Source organism: Arthrobacter sp. CAN_A6, from assembly GCF_015751715.1.
Taxonomy (GTDB): Bacteria; Actinomycetota; Actinomycetes; order Actinomycetales; family Micrococcaceae; genus Arthrobacter_D.
The window spans coordinates 44930-61900 of the sequence record NZ_JADOUV010000003.1 but is presented as its reverse complement, the minus strand read 5'-3'; the positions used below and the strand labels follow the sequence as shown (position 1 = coordinate 61900).

Here is a 16971-nt window from a genome sequence, read left to right as displayed (position 1 = left end):
GGTTCTAGCCTCCCGGGACGTATCCTGCCTGCCAGCGCATCAGCTCCCCGAAGAATTCCGAGCGCGCAGGCTCGGGCGACAGCGCAAGGTCATGGATGCCGCCCTGGACCCGCACGAGCATCACCGACCGCCCCAGCTTCACCGCTCCGCGCGCAATATGCGAGACGTTCAGCACGACGTCGGTGGAGTCGATCCTCCCGGGCTCCCGAAGAGCTGAGGAACTCGCGTCCGAACACGCCACGAACACCGGGCAGTCGATGCGCAGTCCCCTCGCGAGCTCGGCGTGTCCGCGCCGGATGGCCCTCAGCCAACCGGCAAGGACCGGGAATCCCCCATGCGGCTTCCACGCGAGATCGTACTGCCAGGAGCCCCCGGAATCGACGTGGAGGTAGCGCCCGTAGGCCGGGCCGAGGCTGCTCACCTGCCTCCGGGGTTGGAGGGTCCCCAGCCGGTGCACGGCCGCCGTTCCGATCGTCCGCTGGAACAGGCTCGCGTTCAGGTCGAACCACGGACTGTTGAGGACCAGCGCGTCGACGATGCCCCTGCCCCTGCGCCGGTTCGCCCACAGGCTCGTGATGAGGCCGCCCGTCGAATGGCCCATGACGGCCAGCACGCTGTGGCCGTCGTCGTCCCGGATGATCCGCGCTGCCTCGTCGAGCTCCTCGTCGTACTCCTCGAGCGAGGTGATGTAGTTCGGCGTCTGGTGTCCGAGCGTCGACCTGCCGTATTTCCGCAGGTCGAGGGCGTAGAAATCGTAGCCGGCTGCCGCCCACGCGTCAGCCAGGTGGGCCTGGAAGAAGTAGTCGACGAAGCCGTGGACATAGAGCACGGCGCGGGAGCTTCCCGCGCCGCCCCTCCGCCGTACCAGGGTTGCCACGACGTCGCCCTCGGCGTCGGGCTTCAGGAAAAGGGTCCGCGCCGCGTAGTCCGCCCCGAGGATGTCGTCCGTCTCTGGCCCTGCAGGCATGAAGGATCCTTTCGCAATACAACGTAGTCTCCCGATCGTATGCCCTGCCATCCTGCCCCGGCGCTATACGTTTGGGGCATGACTTTCGTTACCGGGACCTCCGGAACCGAGCCGCGGATCATCTGCGAAGCAACCCCGGACGCCGCCGCCGCCCTCGCTGAATGCGCCGCAGTGACGTTTCCGCTGGCGTGCCCGCCCGATTCGCGGCCGGTCGACATCGAGCACTTCCTCGCGAACCATCTCTCGGCGGAGCGATTCACCGAGTACCTGGCGGACCCGGACCGGACTGTGCTGTGCCTCCGTGAGACAGGTCTTCCGGAGGGGAGCCCCGGGTACGGGAGGGTGGGCGGCTACAGCATGCTGGTGCGCACCCAGCCGGCCGATCCCGATGTACTCGCCGCCCTGACGCTCTCCCCGGTGATGGAACTCAGCAAGTTCTACGTCGACCCGGATAACCACGGGCGGGGCGCAGCAGGTGCGTTGATGCACGAAACGCTCGCCCACGCCTCCCGCAGCGGCTTTCCCGGGATCTGGCTCGGCGTCAACCAGGAGAACCACCGCGCCATCCGCTTCTACGACAGGTGCGGCTTCGGACGGGTCGGCACCAAACGGTTCCGGCTCGGCGACCGGTTCGAGGATGACTTCATCCTGGAGAGGTCGCTTCCCGCTGCCGGTTCGAGCGGCATCGGCTAGGTCCACCCGGTTCTAGGAGGGCCTGGCCGGTATCGGCCAGGTTCACCCGGGGTCGGCAAAGATCGCCGGGTGCGGCAAAGATCGCCGGGGTCGGCAGGAATCAGGGGACGCTGAGTTCGCCCATCCGACCCCAACCGCCGGCACCTATGCGCTCGCTGATGATCTCCGGCGTCTCGACCAGGGCCTGCGGCATGTCCTGCATCGCCTGTGAGAAGTGGTCGCTGTTCACGTGTGCTTCGGCGGCGTCGTCCTCGAAGGCCTCGACGAGCACGAAGCGGTTGGGGTCCTCCACGCTGCGGGACCAGTCGAACCACAGGTTGCCGGGCTCCTGGCGGGTGGATTCAGTGAAATCCTTGGTGAGGGCGATCCAGCGATCGCTCCATTCGGGCTTGACGTTGAATTTGACGACGATGAAGATCATGCGGGAACGCCTTCCTGTTGGACACTACTGACGAAGCTCGTTCCTCAAACGTATAAGGTTTCTCCGGTTTTGGTCAGGTCCGCCGTCGTCGGGAGGTGGCATGAAGACGTACCCGGAGGAGTGCTACCCCGGAAGGAAAGGTCAAGGAAGAAACACTGCGTAACGCAAACCGGAGGCGGGCCGGTGAACAGGGGTAGTCTCCTGCGCATGCAGCACAACCAGGGTTCGATCCCCATCCTTGATCTCAGCTCCGCTCGCCTTGCCGATGGAACATTCAACCCCGAGTTCATCGACGAACTTCGCGAGGCCGCCCACACCGTCGGCTTTTTCCAGCTCACCAACTATGGAGCAGCGGAATCCCAGGTGGACTCCCTGTTCAGCGTGACGAAGCAGTTCTTCGATCTGCCGTTGGAGGACCGCCTCACACTGGACAACCGGACATCCGCGCACTTCCGCGGTTATGCCAGGCTGGGCACCGAAGTGACGAAGGGCCGCCCCGACGCCCGCGAACAGATCGACTTCTCGCCCGAGCGTCCCGCCCTGGAAAGCTACCCCGAGGACGAGCCCTACTGGCTGCTTCAGGGCCCGAACCTGTGGCCGCGGGACATCCTGCCCGAGCTCGAGGACGCTGCGATGCAGTGGGCGGAGCTGATGTCGGGAGTGGGAGCCGAACTGCTCTCGGCGATCGCCGTCGCGCTCCAGCTCCCCGAGGACTACTTTGCAGAGCCGTTCGAAGAGGCACCGGCCTGGATGGCAAAGCTGGTCCACTACGTCGGTGGCGGAGCGCAGGAGACAGGGAACCAGGGCGTCGGCGCGCACGCCGACTACGGATTCGTGACCCTGCTGCTGCAGGACGAGGTGGGTGGGCTCGAGGTACTCCCCCTGGGGACCGACGCCTGGGTGCCCGTGAAACCTATCCCGGGGGCGCTCGTCGTCAATCTGGGAGAGATGCTCGAGGTGGCCACCGAAGGCTACCTCGCCGCAACCATCCACCGTGTGCAGTCCCCGCCGCCCGGCGTCGACCGCTACGCAGTCCCGTTCTTCTGGTCCCCCCGGCTCGACGCCGTCATCGACCCTGTGCCACTGGCTCCCGAGCTGAAGGCCAACGCGCGCGGCATCTCGGATGATCCGGACAACCCCATGCTCGCGTCCTACGGTTCGAACATGCTGAAGGGTCGGATGCGCGCCCACCCGGACGTGGCAGGCCTGCACCACCCCGAACTCGCTGCCAGGTAGGCAGGAAGACCGGGGTCAGGCCTCGCCCATCATGAGGCCTTCGATCGAATGCTTCTGAGTGATCGGAGTCAACTCGCTCACCACGGGGCATACGATGTGGTCCCGGACGCGCTGGGGCAGGGTACCGAGGAACTCCCTCGTGACTTCCATGGAATGGTGTTCAGCGTTACCTGCGCCCGGAGCGTCCACCCCGAGCACCAGGACGGGTCGGGATTTCTGTGATCTGTTCTGCGTGCCACGATGGATGGTCAGTGCCGAACGTGCCGAGATATCCCCCATCTTCGGATACTTCCGCTCGGCCAGTGCCTCGTACCGGGCATATCCCGACTTCGGGGGGAACATGCCGTGCTCGAACCCATCCGGAAGGTCCCACTGCGTAGTGGGCGCGATCTCGAAGGGCCCCATGTCCTCTTCGGTGTCGACGGCCGTGGCGTTGAACGCCAGCGACGTCAACCGTCCGTTCGCCCAAGTGTCCTCCGGCATAGGGAAGTCGCGGTGCCACGGTTGGTTCACCGCCCCCGGACCGGGTACGTCGAACCCGAGTTCGACAATCTGGTAGTCCGGTCCAAGAACCGATTCACACACCATCCGAACCCAGGGGTGGTCGACCAGCTCCAGCCAGCCACGCAGCTGTTCGGGGTGGATCTCGACGTAGTACCGCTTGGGTCCCCGGCCCACCGCGCCGCCCGGCCTCGACAGGGCCTCCGTGAACGCGGCGTCGATGTCCTCGCGCAGTTCGGAAGCCCACCTCCGGGAGAACGCCCCCTTCCGTCCGATGACGCCCTGCATGTAGAGGCCGGTGACGGCCGCAACTACTTCCTCGCTCGCGCCCTCCGGGATCCGGGACTCCAAAGCCGGGTGGCCGTGCGCTGCCTCACCCATGGTCGGCCTCGGATCCGGAGGTCCATGCCTCACCCATCACGATCTTCCGGATTTCGGCGATCGGGAGCTTCGGCTTCCGGTTCTCGTCGGTCAGTCCGTTCGCCTCCTGGAGGGTGTCCGTCAGCTGCGTGTAGCAGAAGCCGGCGAGGATGGGGCTCTGGTGAAGTGCTGAGAAGAGCGCCTCCAACCGGAAAGCGAAGTCCTCCAGCGAATCCGCGGTCGAGTAGCCCCAGGTGTCGATGGGACTGTCCGGCGCGTAGGAGACGCCGCCGAACTCCGACACCATGACGGGCTGCGTCCTCGCCAGCTCCGGCAGGACGCTCAAGCGGCGTCCTGCGGGCCCCACGCCGTCGACCAGGGACTGGAAAGCGGCGGAGTTGCTGTAGTGCGAATGCAGCTTCTCATGGGTCACGGCGTAGTCATGGACCGTGAAGAGATCCGACTCCGCATGCTCCCAGCCATCGTTGGAGATGACCGGCCGTGATGCGTCGAGCGCCTTCGTGAGGTGGTACATGGCCTGGGCAAAATGGCGTTGGGCCGGATCATGTGCAATCTGCTGGACACCCCAGCTCTCGTTCAGCGGAACCCACGTCACGATGCAGGGATGGGACCGGTCACGCTTCACCACGCTCGCCCATTCACGGGCGACCCTTTCCACCGCTGTCGGCGAGAACTCGAAAGTGCTGCCCATCTCCCCCCAGACAAGGAGGCCGAGGCGGTCCGCCCAGTAGAGGAATCGAGGGTCTTCGACCTTCTCGTGCAACCGGGCGGCGTTGAACCCCAGGTCCTTGATGAGCTGCACCTCGTCGCGGAGCGCGGCGGCGTCCGGGGCCGTGAGGAGCGAATCCGGCCAGTAGCCCTGCTCGAGGACCGACCGGACGTAGTAGGGACGATCGTTGAGGAGGAAGTGACTGCCTGCCGTGCCCGCGCTGCGCATTCCGAAGTAGGACCACAACTCGTCCAGAACCCGCCCGGCGGAATCGAGCAGTGAGACTTTGCCATCGATGAGGCGGGGGTGTTCCGGAGACCACAGCAGGGACTCATAGGCCTGGCCGTTGGCCTGATGCGCTATGGCGCAATTCATCACGACGTGGGGTTCGTCCGCCGTCGTCGTGTGTGTTCCCAGGCCGCGTCCGTTGTAGCTCAGTTCGACTTTCACCGTGACCGCATCGGGATGCCGTGCCGACAGGTCGAGTTCAAGCTTGACCGAACCCGCCGCGACCTGTGGCTCCCACGCAATCTCCTCGATCGACACCGCAGGAACGGACTCGAGCCACACCGGCTGCCAGATACCGGTGGTCCGGTGGTACCAGATGACGTGCGGATCCTCCAGCCAGTCCTGCTTGCCACGCGGTTGTGCGACGTCGTGGGGATCGTCCTCCGCGCGGACCGCGAGGGCGAGGTCCCCGGGTGTCCGGGTGTGGATGGTGATATCCACGAAGAACGGCGTCTGTCCGCCCTCATGGGACCCCACCAGCTGACCGTCGATCCAGACGGTCGCCCGGTAATCGACGGCGCCGAAATGCAGGAGGACGCGGTCGTCGCCCGTCGTGCGGCCGCTTCGACCGATCTCCTCCTGGGTAATGGTGCGCCGGTACCAGACCACGGGATGGAACCCTGTGTCATTGATGCCGGAAGCCACGGATTCCGGCGGGAATGGAACGGTAATGGTTCGAGGCAGACTGTTGCCGGGTGCGAACCATTCCTCGGCCATGCCCACGTTGTCGTCGTCGTGGTCGAAATCCCACTCTCCGCCGAGGTCCGTCCAGTGCTGACGGACGAACTGGGGACGCGGGTACTCGCCGTCTTGAACACTGGCACTGAACGAATCTGCAATGGGCATGCGGATATCCTGTCCCATTTTTCTAGCGCTGTAAAGCAGCTCCCCTACATCAGCACTGATGCTTCGGCAGGTGCGCTTTCCCGGATGCTGAGGGAGTGGGAAACGATCCGGTGCCGGCCGATGCCCTGCAGCCCGTCGATCCTCTCACCGAGCATTTCAAGAGCGGTTGCCGCAAGTTCCCTCTTGTCGGGAGAGATCGAGGTGAGGCGCGGTGTGGCCCAGCGCCCGAGCTCGGTATCATCCCATCCGATGACCGCCACATCCTCGGGCACTCTCACCCCGGCGCCCCGCAGGGCGTGAAGCGCACCCGTCGCGAACCTGTCATCGCGGCAGATGATGCCGTCGAACGGAATCCCGGACGCAAGGGCCCGACGCACCGCTGCCGCACTGTCTTCGGGTGAGAAATCCGGCGCGGAGAAGACGAGCTGCGGGTCGAGCGGCAGATTCGCTTCCAGCAGACCCTGCTGGTAGCCGAGAAGCCGCTGGTCGGTCGATCCGGTGATATCGCCCGCCACGAGCCCGAGGAACGCAATCCGGCGGCGGCCCTGCCTGACCAGGTGCCGAACGCCGTCGCGTGCGGCGGCTACATTGTCGATCATCACGTGATCGGCCGTCACCGGCATGGTGGATTCACCGAGCAGGACCAGGGGGACGTCCCGGCGCAGCATCGCGATGTCCATGGGCTGCATGCGCACGGGGTGGAAGATCACCCCATCCACCAGTCCCGCCTCCCGGTCGCTCAACACCGCCTGTTCCGCCGAGAGGTTGTTCAGCGTCTGCTCGACCAGCACCCGGTAGCCGCGCAGGCTCGCTTCTTCCGCGATGTATCGGGACAGCTCCGAGAAGTAGGGATGGTCGATCTCGGGAATGGCGAAAGCGATCATCCCGGTTCTTCCGGTCGCCAGGCGACGTGCGGTGAGGTTCGGCTTGTAGCCGAGTTCGTCGATCGCCAGTTGGACCTTCCGACGCATCTCCGGCGTCACATGGGGATAGTCGTGGACCACGTTCGATACCGTCTTCATCGATACGCCTGCCACTTTTGCCACATCGGCGAGCCGAACCTTCTTCATGCGCATCTCCTCGGTCCGTCCAAGTCTAAAGCTGTTTTTGCTCATCGTTCAGCTGCCTCCTTTCCGCCCACCCGGCACTGGACAGCTTCTTTACAGCGCTGTAAGTTGGATCACACACTGCCGCTCGAGGTCAGAAGCTGCCCCATTGTGGTAGCCAGGACAGACGCACACGTTTTCAACGAGGAGGACAAGAATGACTCATCCCAAGCAATTCACCCGCAAACGCCTGAAGGCCGTCACAGCCCTTGGTGCTGTCGCACTTCTGGGCCTGACGGCCTGCGGGGGTTCCGGAGGAGAAGAGGCAGCCGCGGAGTTCACCGGCGAATACACCGGCCCGGCGGTGGAGCTTTCCTACTGGAACGGCTTCACGGGAGGCGACGGTCCCTTCATGGAAGGGATGGTGGAGGAATTCAACGCCGAGCATGAGAATATCGAGGTCGTCTCGAACACCATGCAGTGGGCGGACTTCTACCAGAGGCTTCCGGCGGCCGTCACCGCCGGCGAAGGCCCGGACGTCGGTGTCATGCACCTGGACCAGCTCTCCACCAACGCTGCCCGCAACGTCATCGTTCCTGTCGACGACCTCACCGAGACCCTCGAACTCACCGCCGACGACTTCACCGAGGAAGTCTGGAACGCGGGCGTGTACCAGGAGGAGCGTTTCGGCGTTCCCCTCGACGTGCACTCCCTGGCGATGTACTACAACACCGAGCACTTCGCAGCAGCCGGCATCACCGAGGCTCCCACCGATGCAGCGTCATTCGAGGACGCACTCGAAAAGCTCCAGGCAGCCGGCTACGAGAATCCCTTCTGGATGCCGTCGCTATGGCCCAGCCACCTGATCAATCTGTCCCTGCTATGGCAGAACGGCGGAAATCCGTACGATGCCGAAGCGTCCCAGGCCAACTTCGCGTCACCGGAAGGCCTGGATGCCATCAACTGGCAGACCGACATCATCGAGAACGGGTACAGTCCCTCGAACGTTGCCCTCGATTCGCAGTACGTGGCCTTCAAGAACGGTGAGACCTCCATTACCTGGGACGGTATCTGGCAGCTGAACGACCTGGAGGCCTCCGGCCTGCCCTACGCTGCAGTTCCCCTCCCCACCATCGGTTCCGAGGAAGCCGTGTGGGGCAGCTCCCACAACTTCTTCCTGCCCCGCCAGGCAACACCCGACGCCGACAAGCAGAACGCGGCCAAGGTGTTCATTGCCTGGATGAGCGAGAACTCCGAGGAGTGGGCCGGCTCCGGCATGATTCCCGCCCGCGAATCGGTCCGCACCGGAGGCGCGCTCGACGGCATGCCGCAGGAAGCGATCGCCGAGAACATCGACGTCATGCGGTTCCTGCCGGCCATTCCCGGAATCGGCGCCGTACAGACCGAAACACTCGAAGTCGGCGTCAATAAGGCGATCCTGGGCGAGATGCCTCCCGAGGAAGCGATGACCGAAGCCGCCGAGAACGCTTCGCAGCTGATGGAAGAGAATAAAGCGTCGTTCGGAGGGTAGGGATCATGACGACCCTGAAGGAAGGGGGTGCCCCCTCAGAGCAGAGGGCACCCCGGCAGTCCCGCGCCAAGTCATCGCCCCGCGAAATCCGCCGGCAGGCACCAGGAACACCCTGGCTGTTCCTCGCTCCGTACCTCATCCTGTTCATCGGCTTCGTGCTGGTACCTATCGTCTTCGGTGCCTGGATCAGCCTGCACACCTGGGACTACACGCGGCCCCTGAAGCCGTTCGTCGGGCTGCAGAACTATACCGAGCTGTTCCAGCCCGACTCCGCCCAGTTCCAGAATTTCTGGGGTTCGATGCAGGCAACCGGCATCTTCACCCTGTTCAGCGTGCCACTGCTGCTCACCATCCCCCTCGGGGTGGCGCTCCTCATGGCGAAGAAGTTCCCCGGGCGCAACTTCTTCCGGGCGGTGTACTTCGCCCCCTATGTACTCGGCGTGGCGGTCGTGGCCGTCCTCTGGCGCTACCTGCTGGACAACAACATCGGGCTCGTCAACTACTACCTGGGGCTTCTGGGCCTTCCGAATGACATAGCCTGGACAACCTCGACGCCCGCCGCGTGGGTTGCACTCGTCGGGGTGACTGTGTGGTGGACCCTCGGTTTCAACGCCGTGATCTACCTTGCCGCGCTGCAGGACATCCCGGCGGAACTGTACGAGGCAGCCCGGGTGGACGGCGCCAACGGTTGGCAGCAGTTCGTCAACGTGACCCTTCCCGGACTGCGTCCGGTGCTGTCCTTCGTCACCATCGTCACCCTGATCGCCTCCGTGAACATGTTCGGGCAGTCGTTCCTGATCACCCAGGGCGGCCCGGGCAGGGAAACGCGCACGGCCATCTACCAGATCGCCGATACAGGACTACGCAACTTCCAGATGGGAAGTGCCGCGGCCATGAGCTACGTGCTGACCGTCTTCCTCATTGGACTCAGCCTCGTGGTCTTCTGGCTGTTCCGCGAAAAGAAGGGGTCCTGATGAGCCAGGCCATGGATACTGTCAACGGGAAAGACACCCCCACGGCTGACCGCCACGTGCCCGGCAGCCGCCGTCGTTCGATCGTGCGGCTCGTCATCCTCAGCCTGGTTGCGCTGGTGTTCATCAGTCCGCTGATCTTCATGATCATCACGTCCTTCAAGACGCGTGCCGATGCCACCGGAATCCCACCCACCTGGATCCCCAACCCCTTCTCGCTGGAGGCCTACCGGACGATCCTGGCTCCGGACAGCAACACTCCCGTGCTTCGCTGGTTCGTCAACAGCATGATCGCGGCGCTGCTCCACTCCGCGCTCGTGGTCGTCACCGCCTCCCTGGCGGCGTATCCGCTGGCCCGCATGAACTTCCGCGGCAAGAAGATCGTCTTCGCCGTGATCGTCGCCACCCTGCTGGTACCGCCGGTCATCCTGGTCATCCCCAATTACCTGATCGTGAGTGATCTCGGATGGCTCAATTCGCTCGTCGCGATCATCGTGCCGACGGCGGCCTCGGCGTTCGGCGTGTTCTTCATGCGCCAGTTCTTCATCGCGTTGCCCGACGACCTCGAGGAGGCTGCCCGGCTCGACGGCGCCAACCGCTTCGAGATGTTCACCAAGATCATCCTGCCGCTCGCAAAGCCGGCCATGGCCACCCTCGCCCTGCTGGCATTCCTGACGAACTGGAATGACTTCCTCTGGCCGATCTATGTCCTGTTCAGCCCCGAGGTGCAAACCCTGCCCCCGGGGTTGTCCACCCTGCAGTCGGCGAACGCCGTGCGGTACGACCTCCTGATGGCGGGCGCCGTCGTGGCAAGCGTGCCTGTGCTGGCCCTGTTCGTCTTCCTCCAGCGCTTCATCATCGAGGGCGTATCCCGCTCCGGAGTGAAAGGCTGATGAGCCGACAAGGGCGATCGATCCTCCCGGCTGTCGCGGCAGGCCTTCTTGTTGCCGCCACAGCCGGGTGCTCCCCGGCCCCGGAACCAGCGGACGCCGAGGCATCCGGTACCGCGGCCGATTCGTCCTCGACCCAGGTCCTCGACGAGGACTTCCCGGATCCTGATGTCCTCAAGGTGGGCGACACGTACTACGCCTACGCGTCGAACGGTAACCGCAAGAACGTCCAGGTGGCGACGTCGACCGACCTGGTGGAGTGGGAGCAGCTTCCCGAGGACGCCCTGCCGGACCTTCCTTCCTGGACCATCCCCGGAAAGACCTGGGCGCCGGAGGTGACCGAAGTGTCCGAAGGGCAGTTCGTCCTCTATTTCACGGCAACGAACTTCGACCCGACCCTCCAATGCATCGGTGTTGCAACCGCCACCGATCCTGCCGGGCCGTTCACCGTTCTGGGAGAGGGCATGCTGGTCTGTCCGGAGGACGAAGGCGGGGCCATCGACGCCAGTACCTTCTCCTCCGAGGAGGGACTCCACCTCGTCTGGAAGAACGACGGCAACTGCTGCGAGCTCGCTACGTGGATCCAGACGGCTCCACTGAGTGCGGACGGGCTTGCCCTGGCAGGGCCGATCCAGAAACTCGTCACCCAGACCCTCGACTGGGAGGGCAGCCTGGTGGAAGCTCCGACGATCGTGCGCCAGGACTCGAGGTATGTCCTGCTCTACTCGAGCAACGACTACGGCGGCGCCGCCTACAACGTAGGGTACGCCTCGGCCTCGACATTGGCGGGTCCGTGGGAGAAATCGCCTGAGCCCCTGCTCTCCTCGGAGTCCTTCGACGGGCGTTATGTAGGTCCGGGCGGACAGGACCTCGTCACCGGCCCCGATGGCCAGGAATACCTTCTGTTCCATAGCTGGGACCCGGCCGTCACCTATCGGTCGCTGCATGCCGAGCCCGTCGAGTGGCAGGGTGCGGAACTCTCCCTGGCCGGCGATGAGTGAGGGCAGCCCGGCGCCGCTGTCCGGCCACCAGTATGACCTGCGGTTCGGCGCTTACACTGCATCGATCGCAAGCGTTGGTGCGTCACTGAGGAAACTGGCGTTCGACGGCCGCGATCTTGTTCTTCCGTTCGCCCCGGAGGGCATCCGGCCGTTCTTCCGCGGAGCAGTCCTCGCCCCCTGGCCGAACCGGGTGGTGGACGGCAGATACGCTTTCGCCGGCAGGAACCACGTGCTGGGCCTCACCGAACCCGAACGCCACCATTCACTGCACGGGCTGGTGGTCTGGAACGACTGGGAGCTGGTGGAGCGCGGCGGAAGCGCCGTCAGGCTCCGCACCCAGGTGGTCCCGCAATCGGGGTACCCCTTCCGGCTGGAGGTCCAGGCGACCTACAGCCTGACAGCGGAAGGACTTCACACCCGCATCCAGGCGGTGAATACGGGTCCCTCGCCCGCACCGTTCGGCACCGCGGCCCATCCGTATCTGCTCGGGGACGGCGGTGGGAAGGTCGACGACCTGACCTTGTCCCTGCCCGCAAGCCACTACCTGGCCGTGACGGAGGACCGGCTGATCCCCACCGGCCTGAATCCGGTAGACGGGAATTTCGATTTCCGCTCTCCCCGGCGCGTCGGGACCACGTTCCTCGACCACGCCTTCACCTCTCTGGACTACGACGACGACGGCCTGGTCACCGTCAGCGTGGCGGGACCCGGTGGCCACGGGGCCGGAATGACGTTCGACAGAACCTGCCCCTGGGTCCAGATCCACACGGCAGACCAGCCGGACGAATCGATCTCACGGCTTGGAATGGCTGTTGAAGCCATGACCTGCCCCCCGGACGCATTCAACTCCGGCACGGACCTGATCGTCATCGAGCCCGGCGGGTCATTCGGAACGGGCTGGACCATCCATTCGGTGTAGGTCGGAGCCCCGGCTCATCGGCGGAAGGTGGGGCAGCGGTCGTGCACGGCGTGGAGCCTCTGTGGTCATGCCGGCGGCTGCCCGCGGACCTCAGGACGGCTTGACCCACCGGATGCGGATCGGGCCCCGAACGCCCTCCGAGACTTCCTCTCCGCGCTGGGTAACCTGAACGGCGCCCTCCCGCGCCAGAACGAAGGCGACGCGCCGGGCCTCGGGCATCAGCTCACGCCAGTTCTCTCCGCCGATACTGCGGGCTGCCTCCGAAGGGCACAATGTCTTGTCCGTTCCGCGGTGTTCGGCAATCCGGAGGATCTCGGAGCGCAACTGGGCCAACCCGGCCGACGTCGTCATCCCTGTCATCGCCCGCCCGGACCGTCGGCCAACCTGTCCAACTCCTCAAGCGCCCTTTCCCAGCGGGCGCGCCGCTCCTGAGGCGACTGGTCCCACCACGCGGCCCCCCGCTCCCCCAGTCCTTCCTTGGCGAGCTGCACCGTGGCGCGGGCGGCGCGGAGGGCCACGCCGTCGTCGTCGTCGTTCTTCGAATTGCGCACACCCGAGCGGCCCCTGCCGAGGTGGGAAACGAGCCGGGCCCTGATGGGCTCCGGAATACTGGGATCGGTTTTCCGCCACCGGCGCCCGCTATGGCGGAAGTACCGGTCATCGTCGGAAGTGGCGGCGAGGTCCAGGCCCGTAGTCATGGCGAGTCCTCAGCTCGACGGAACAGGAGGGCCGACGATCAGCAGGAGGGTGAACACCACCGCGATGCCCGCCACTGCTATGACAGCCGCGACCACCGGAGAGCGCAGCACCCCGGCCTGCAGCTTTTCGGCAGGGTTCCTCGGAACCTCACCGCCCGGGGCCAGGCGCCACGTGCCGTCCAGCTGTCCCTTGCGCTCCAGCCACCGTTCGTAGGGAACCGTGGCGAAGGGAACAACGGCCGAGGCAAAACCCAGGAGCGCCGTGCCGAGGGACCACCGCTGGTTGATCCAGACGAACGCGGTGCTGACGAGGAAGCAGAGGAAGACGAACCCGTGAAGGGCGCCGGCCGGTGGAACGAGGGCCTCGGTGGTTCGGGTGATGTATTTGAAGAACATGCCCGTCAGCAGGAGGGCCCAGGTCAGCGCCTCGGCTACGGCGACGATGCGGAACAGGGTACGCGGGTTCATGGACTCTCCAGGATCGGGACAGGGTCATCCCCAAAATATCGCATCCACCGGGCAGCCTGATCCGGTATGGGACGGCACTCCCCGAACAATTGAAAGCGCGTCCCGCTAGAATTCCAACGGTGAGAGTTGAAGTGAGTGGGCCCGTTCCGTGACCAACAGTGCCACGGGAAGCTCCAGACGCCCGCCGACCGCCCAGGCCTTCGTCCTCGCAGAGCTCCGGCGGGCCATCATCGCCGGTGAGTTCCTCCCGGGGCAGCCCCTCCGCCAGGACGCCCTCGCCGAACGCTTCGGCGTCAGCCGGGTACCGCTGCGTGAGGCATTCAAGATCCTCGAGAGCGAGGGCCAGGTCCACTACGAACCCCACCGGGGGCACAAGGTTGCCACCCTTTCCCTCACGGACCTTCTGGAGGTCTACCGGATCCGGCAACTCCTCGAAGCGGAGGCCACCCGGGTTGCGCTCGCCGGCAATCCGGACAGCAGCGTCCTCGAGAACCTGGAAACGGCCGCCCGGGAAGTAGAGACGGCGAGCGCGGCGGGCGATCTGCTGAAGATGACCGAGGCCAATCGGCGGTTCCACTTCGTGCTGGTGGAGGCGGCCGGCATGCCGCGCCTGGAGCGGATGATCAAGATTCTGTGGGACTCAACCGACGCTTACCGCTTCGTCTACTACGGGGCGGAGGCGAACCGTTCCAGGGTGGAACATGAACACGCCCTGATCATCGAGGCGTTCGCCGAGCGGGATGCGGACAAGCTGATCCGACGACTCGACGAGCACCGCGAGCACGCCATCGAAGCCCTGCGGACCTTCCTGGACGCTGCTCCCTCCCCCACCACCGATCAGGCATAGTCCTGCTTCGGCGACATGCCGACGGGGAGCCGATTGCATTACAGTTGTGTGACGAGGGTTACGTTCTGAATCCGGATTGTATACAGTATCCAGAGAAATCCAACGACGGGTTTCCGCGCCGACACGGCGTGCAGAATTGAACTGGAGTTGTTCGCCGTGACTGACTGGCTTGGGTTGAAGGGTCAACGCGTTCTGGTCGCCGGAGCCGGCGGAATCGGTGCGGCTTGCGTTCAGGCGTTTCTGGACGAGGGAGCGAGGGTTCTCGTCGCAGACCGGGACGAGGAACGCCTGGCTGCTTTCACCGGGAAGGCGGGCACCGTCGCCGTCGACCTCACGAGCACGAAAGGCTGCGAGCAGGCCGTTCGCGCCGCCGAAACGGAACTGGGCGGCCTCGACGTCCTGGTTCACGCCGTCGGCATCAACAACCGGGTACCCATCCTCGAGACCACGGACGAGGACTGGGATAGGATCCTCGACGTCAATCTCTCCAGTGCCTTCCGGCTCGGTCGGGCAGCAGGCCGCATCATGGTCGACGCCGGCCGTGGCCGCCAGATCTACTGCTCATCCGTCTCCAGCCTGCTCGCCCATCCCGACCACGGCCCCTACGCAGCGACCAAGGGCGGCCTGAATCAGCTCGTCCGCGTCATGGCCCGCGAGTGGGCTTCCAGCGGAGTGACGGTCAACGCCATCGCGCCCGGGTACGTGGAGACCGCCCTGACGGGCGCCTTCCTCGACCGTCCGGGGGTACGCGACCACTACACGGGCATGGTTCCCGCGGGCCGGCTCGGCACCGTCGACGACCTCACCGGTCCCGTGCTCTACCTTGCATCGCGGCAGGCGGCTTTCGTCACCGGCCACGTCCTCTACGTGGATGGGGGGCGAACCCTTGTCTGACTCCGCGGAAAGCACCGACCGGCCCACCGGAGGGCGGTTCCCGCTGCTGACCCCGGCCGAACTGTCCGCCGAGCAACGCAGCGTCTACGACGCGATCGCCGGCCCGCCCCGCGGCAACGGCCCGTTCACCATGGTGTACGACGACGGCGCGCTTGCCGGTCCGTTCAACGCGCTGCTCCACTCCCCTGCCATCGGCGACGCCGTCCAGGCACTGGGCGCCGTACTCCGCTTCGGAGGCGCCCTCGACGGGCGGCTGCGCGAGCTCGTCATCTGTGCGATATCCGCGGACCTCGACTCGGCCTATGAGTGGTACGCCCACAGCCTGGTGGCAGCAACCGTGGGAATCACGGAGGCGGAACTCGAGCACCTCAAGAGAGGCGATGTGCCGCCCACCCTGACCGCCGCGGAGCGAGCCGCCCTCGAGCTGACGAAGGTGCTCCTGCACGGCACCACCGTCAGCGACGACGTCCACGCTCCGGTGCTTTCGCACTTCGGACACGCCGGAGTCGCCGAGCTATCACTCCTGGTGGGCTATTACCGCATGCTCGCCGGCCTGCTCGCGGCCGGGGACGTCCCGGCGCCGGACACCGGGCCCTGAAACTCCACTCCCTGACCAGCGCCAGAAATCTACAACAGCAAAGGAAAAAAATCCATGAGCACGAAACAGCGAAGCCGGAAGCACCTCTGCGCAGCGGCACTCATCGCCCCCGCCCTGTTCCTGTCGGCCTGCGGAAGCCCTGAACCGAGCACCGGCGGAGGGGGCGGCGAAGCGGAAGCAGGCGGCGGAGGTTCGCTCTCCATCGCAACGGGCGGCACCGGCGGCGTCTACTACCCACTGGGCGGCGGGTTCGCGACGGTGATCCGCGACAACATCGAAGGCTATGACGCCACCGTCCAGGAGACGAACGCCTCCGTGGACAACATGCTCCTCATCGAGAACGGCTCAGCACAGCTCGCCTTCTCCGTAGGCGACGTAGTGGCCGACGCCGTCGAGGGCGTCGGTGAATTCGAAGGCAAACCCCAGGAAATCTGCTCGCTCGGCAACATCTACAACAACTTCATGCAGGCCGTCAGTGTCGACGGAACCGGCATCGCATCCGTCGAGGACATGGCAGGGAAAGTGATCTCCGTCGGAGCGCCCGGCTCGGCCACCGAGGTCGCGGCGCTGCGCATCCTCGAGGCGGCGGGCATCGACCCCGAGAGTGGCGTCGAGCGCCGCCAGCTGGGTGCCGCGGAAACCGTCGCCGCCCTGCGCGACGGCACCATCGACGCCGGGTTCTGGTCGGGAGGCCTTCCCACGGGTGCCCTGATCGACCTCGCCAGCGACGGCGACATGGTGCTGGTGCCGATCGGTGAATACGCCGAGCCCCTGGCGTCCGAATACGGCGAGTACTACGTCGCCGAGGACATTCCGGCCAACACCTACGAGGGCCAGACCGAAGCCGTTCCCGCCATCGCCTCACCCAACCTGCTGGTTGCCAGCCCCACCATGGACGAGCAGCTCCAGCAGGACATCACAAGGGCGATCTTCGAGAACGAGGAAGCCCTCATCCAGGTCCACCCCGCGGCCGAAGAGCTCGATGCCGCCACCGCAGGAGACATCTCCTACGTGGAAACGTGCCCGGGCGCCCAGACCTACTTCGACGAGGCAGCGGGCTAGGACA

The 16971-nt window shown here is 65.4% G+C and carries 19 protein-coding genes; 11 read left to right on the top strand and 8 right to left on the bottom strand.

Annotated features, from left to right (window positions below; translation table 11 throughout):
* Positions 1-4 precede the first annotated feature (4 nt).
* A complete protein-coding gene (locus IWX75_RS06555; protein WP_196821447.1) occupies positions 5-967 on the bottom strand; it encodes an alpha/beta hydrolase in 963 nt (320 codons plus the stop codon).
* Positions 968-1045: 78 nt separating this feature from the next.
* Between IWX75_RS06555 and IWX75_RS06550 the strand changes: the two genes are divergently transcribed.
* Complete coding sequence (locus tag IWX75_RS06550; protein WP_196821446.1) at positions 1046-1660, top strand: GNAT family N-acetyltransferase; 615 nt, start codon at positions 1046-1048, stop codon at positions 1658-1660.
* A gap of 100 nt (positions 1661-1760) precedes the next feature.
* Here IWX75_RS06550 and IWX75_RS06545 read toward each other — a convergent pair whose 3' ends face one another.
* Positions 1761-2081: a putative quinol monooxygenase gene (locus IWX75_RS06545; protein ID WP_196821445.1), complete on the bottom strand. Its 321-nt coding sequence runs from the start codon at positions 2079-2081 to the stop codon at positions 1761-1763.
* A 207-nt stretch (positions 2082-2288) separates the two neighbouring features.
* On the opposite strand from IWX75_RS06545, the gene IWX75_RS06540 reads away from it, so the two are divergent.
* Entirely contained in the window at positions 2289-3317 is a 1029-nt protein-coding gene (locus tag IWX75_RS06540; protein ID WP_196821783.1) for an isopenicillin N synthase family dioxygenase, read from the top strand.
* Positions 3318-3332: 15 nt separating this feature from the next.
* Here the strand turns inward: IWX75_RS06540 and IWX75_RS06535 are convergent, their stop codons facing one another.
* From IWX75_RS06535 to IWX75_RS06525, 3 genes are read right to left on the bottom strand one after another with little or no spacing between them, the layout of a single operon-like run.
* Positions 3333-4199, bottom strand: coding sequence for a phytanoyl-CoA dioxygenase family protein (locus tag IWX75_RS06535; RefSeq protein ID WP_196821444.1), 867 nt, complete (start codon positions 4197-4199; stop codon positions 3333-3335).
* Positions 4192-6042, bottom strand: a complete 1851-nt coding sequence (locus IWX75_RS06530) for a glycoside hydrolase family 2 protein (RefSeq protein ID WP_196821443.1) — start codon at positions 6040-6042, stop codon at positions 4192-4194. Before IWX75_RS06530 ends, IWX75_RS06535 begins: the two co-directional genes overlap by 8 nt.
* Before the next feature lie 44 nt (positions 6043-6086).
* Positions 6087-7112 carry a LacI family DNA-binding transcriptional regulator gene (locus IWX75_RS06525; protein ID WP_196821442.1) on the bottom strand — a complete coding sequence of 342 codons (1026 nt, stop codon included), beginning with the start codon at positions 7110-7112 and terminating at the stop codon, positions 6087-6089.
* 193 nt (positions 7113-7305) lie between these two features.
* Here IWX75_RS06525 and IWX75_RS06520 point away from each other — a divergent pair, with 193 nt between their 5' ends.
* Genes IWX75_RS06520 through IWX75_RS06500 form a run of 5 tightly spaced genes read left to right on the top strand, consistent with a single transcriptional unit; the run spans position 7306 to position 12400 of the window.
* Entirely contained in the window at positions 7306-8619 is a 1314-nt protein-coding gene (locus IWX75_RS06520; RefSeq protein ID WP_196821441.1) for an ABC transporter substrate-binding protein, read from the top strand.
* Between the two features lie 5 nt (positions 8620-8624).
* The gene (locus IWX75_RS06515) at positions 8625-9593 is read left to right on the top strand and encodes a carbohydrate ABC transporter permease (RefSeq protein WP_026548653.1); all 969 of its coding nucleotides are present in this window, start codon (positions 8625-8627) and stop codon (positions 9591-9593) included.
* Positions 9593-10483: a carbohydrate ABC transporter permease gene (locus IWX75_RS06510; RefSeq protein ID WP_196821440.1), complete on the top strand. Its 891-nt coding sequence runs from the start codon at positions 9593-9595 to the stop codon at positions 10481-10483. Before IWX75_RS06515 ends, IWX75_RS06510 begins: the two co-directional genes overlap by 1 nt.
* Entirely contained in the window at positions 10483-11481 is a 999-nt protein-coding gene (locus IWX75_RS06505; protein WP_196821439.1) for a glycoside hydrolase family 43 protein, read from the top strand. The genes IWX75_RS06510 and IWX75_RS06505 overlap by 1 nt, the downstream gene beginning before the upstream one ends.
* A complete protein-coding gene (locus IWX75_RS06500; protein ID WP_196821438.1) occupies positions 11474-12400 on the top strand; it encodes an aldose 1-epimerase family protein in 927 nt (308 codons plus the stop codon). The genes IWX75_RS06505 and IWX75_RS06500 overlap by 8 nt, the downstream gene beginning before the upstream one ends.
* A 90-nt stretch (positions 12401-12490) precedes the next feature.
* On the opposite strand, the gene IWX75_RS06495 is transcribed toward IWX75_RS06500, so the two are convergent.
* The 3 genes from IWX75_RS06495 to IWX75_RS06485 are packed head-to-tail and all read right to left on the bottom strand — an operon-like array spanning position 12491 to position 13566.
* Positions 12491-12751: a DUF3253 domain-containing protein gene (locus IWX75_RS06495; protein WP_196821437.1), complete on the bottom strand. Its 261-nt coding sequence runs from the start codon at positions 12749-12751 to the stop codon at positions 12491-12493.
* 5 nt (positions 12752-12756) lie between these two features.
* Positions 12757-13098 (bottom strand): biopolymer transporter Tol, encoded by a 342-nt coding sequence (locus IWX75_RS06490; protein WP_196821436.1) that lies wholly within the window; start codon positions 13096-13098, stop codon positions 12757-12759.
* A gap of 9 nt (positions 13099-13107) precedes the next feature.
* Positions 13108-13566 (bottom strand): DUF3817 domain-containing protein, encoded by a 459-nt coding sequence (locus IWX75_RS06485; protein ID WP_196821435.1) that lies wholly within the window; start codon positions 13564-13566, stop codon positions 13108-13110.
* Positions 13567-13714: 148 nt separating this feature from the next.
* Between IWX75_RS06485 and IWX75_RS06480 the strand changes: the two genes are divergently transcribed.
* The 4 genes from IWX75_RS06480 (at position 13715) to IWX75_RS06465 (ending at position 16967) form a co-directional block, all read left to right on the top strand.
* Positions 13715-14413: a GntR family transcriptional regulator gene (locus IWX75_RS06480; protein ID WP_196821434.1), complete on the top strand. Its 699-nt coding sequence runs from the start codon at positions 13715-13717 to the stop codon at positions 14411-14413.
* Between the two features lie 156 nt (positions 14414-14569).
* Positions 14570-15307, top strand: coding sequence for an SDR family NAD(P)-dependent oxidoreductase (locus IWX75_RS06475; RefSeq protein ID WP_196821433.1), 738 nt, complete (start codon positions 14570-14572; stop codon positions 15305-15307).
* Positions 15300-15905, top strand: coding sequence for a carboxymuconolactone decarboxylase family protein (locus IWX75_RS06470; RefSeq protein ID WP_334684158.1), 606 nt, complete (start codon positions 15300-15302; stop codon positions 15903-15905). The genes IWX75_RS06475 and IWX75_RS06470 overlap by 8 nt, the downstream gene beginning before the upstream one ends.
* 54 nt (positions 15906-15959) lie before the next feature.
* A complete protein-coding gene (locus IWX75_RS06465) occupies positions 15960-16967 on the top strand; it encodes a TAXI family TRAP transporter solute-binding subunit (RefSeq protein WP_196821431.1) in 1008 nt (335 codons plus the stop codon).
* The last annotated feature ends 4 nt before the right edge of the window (positions 16968-16971 follow it).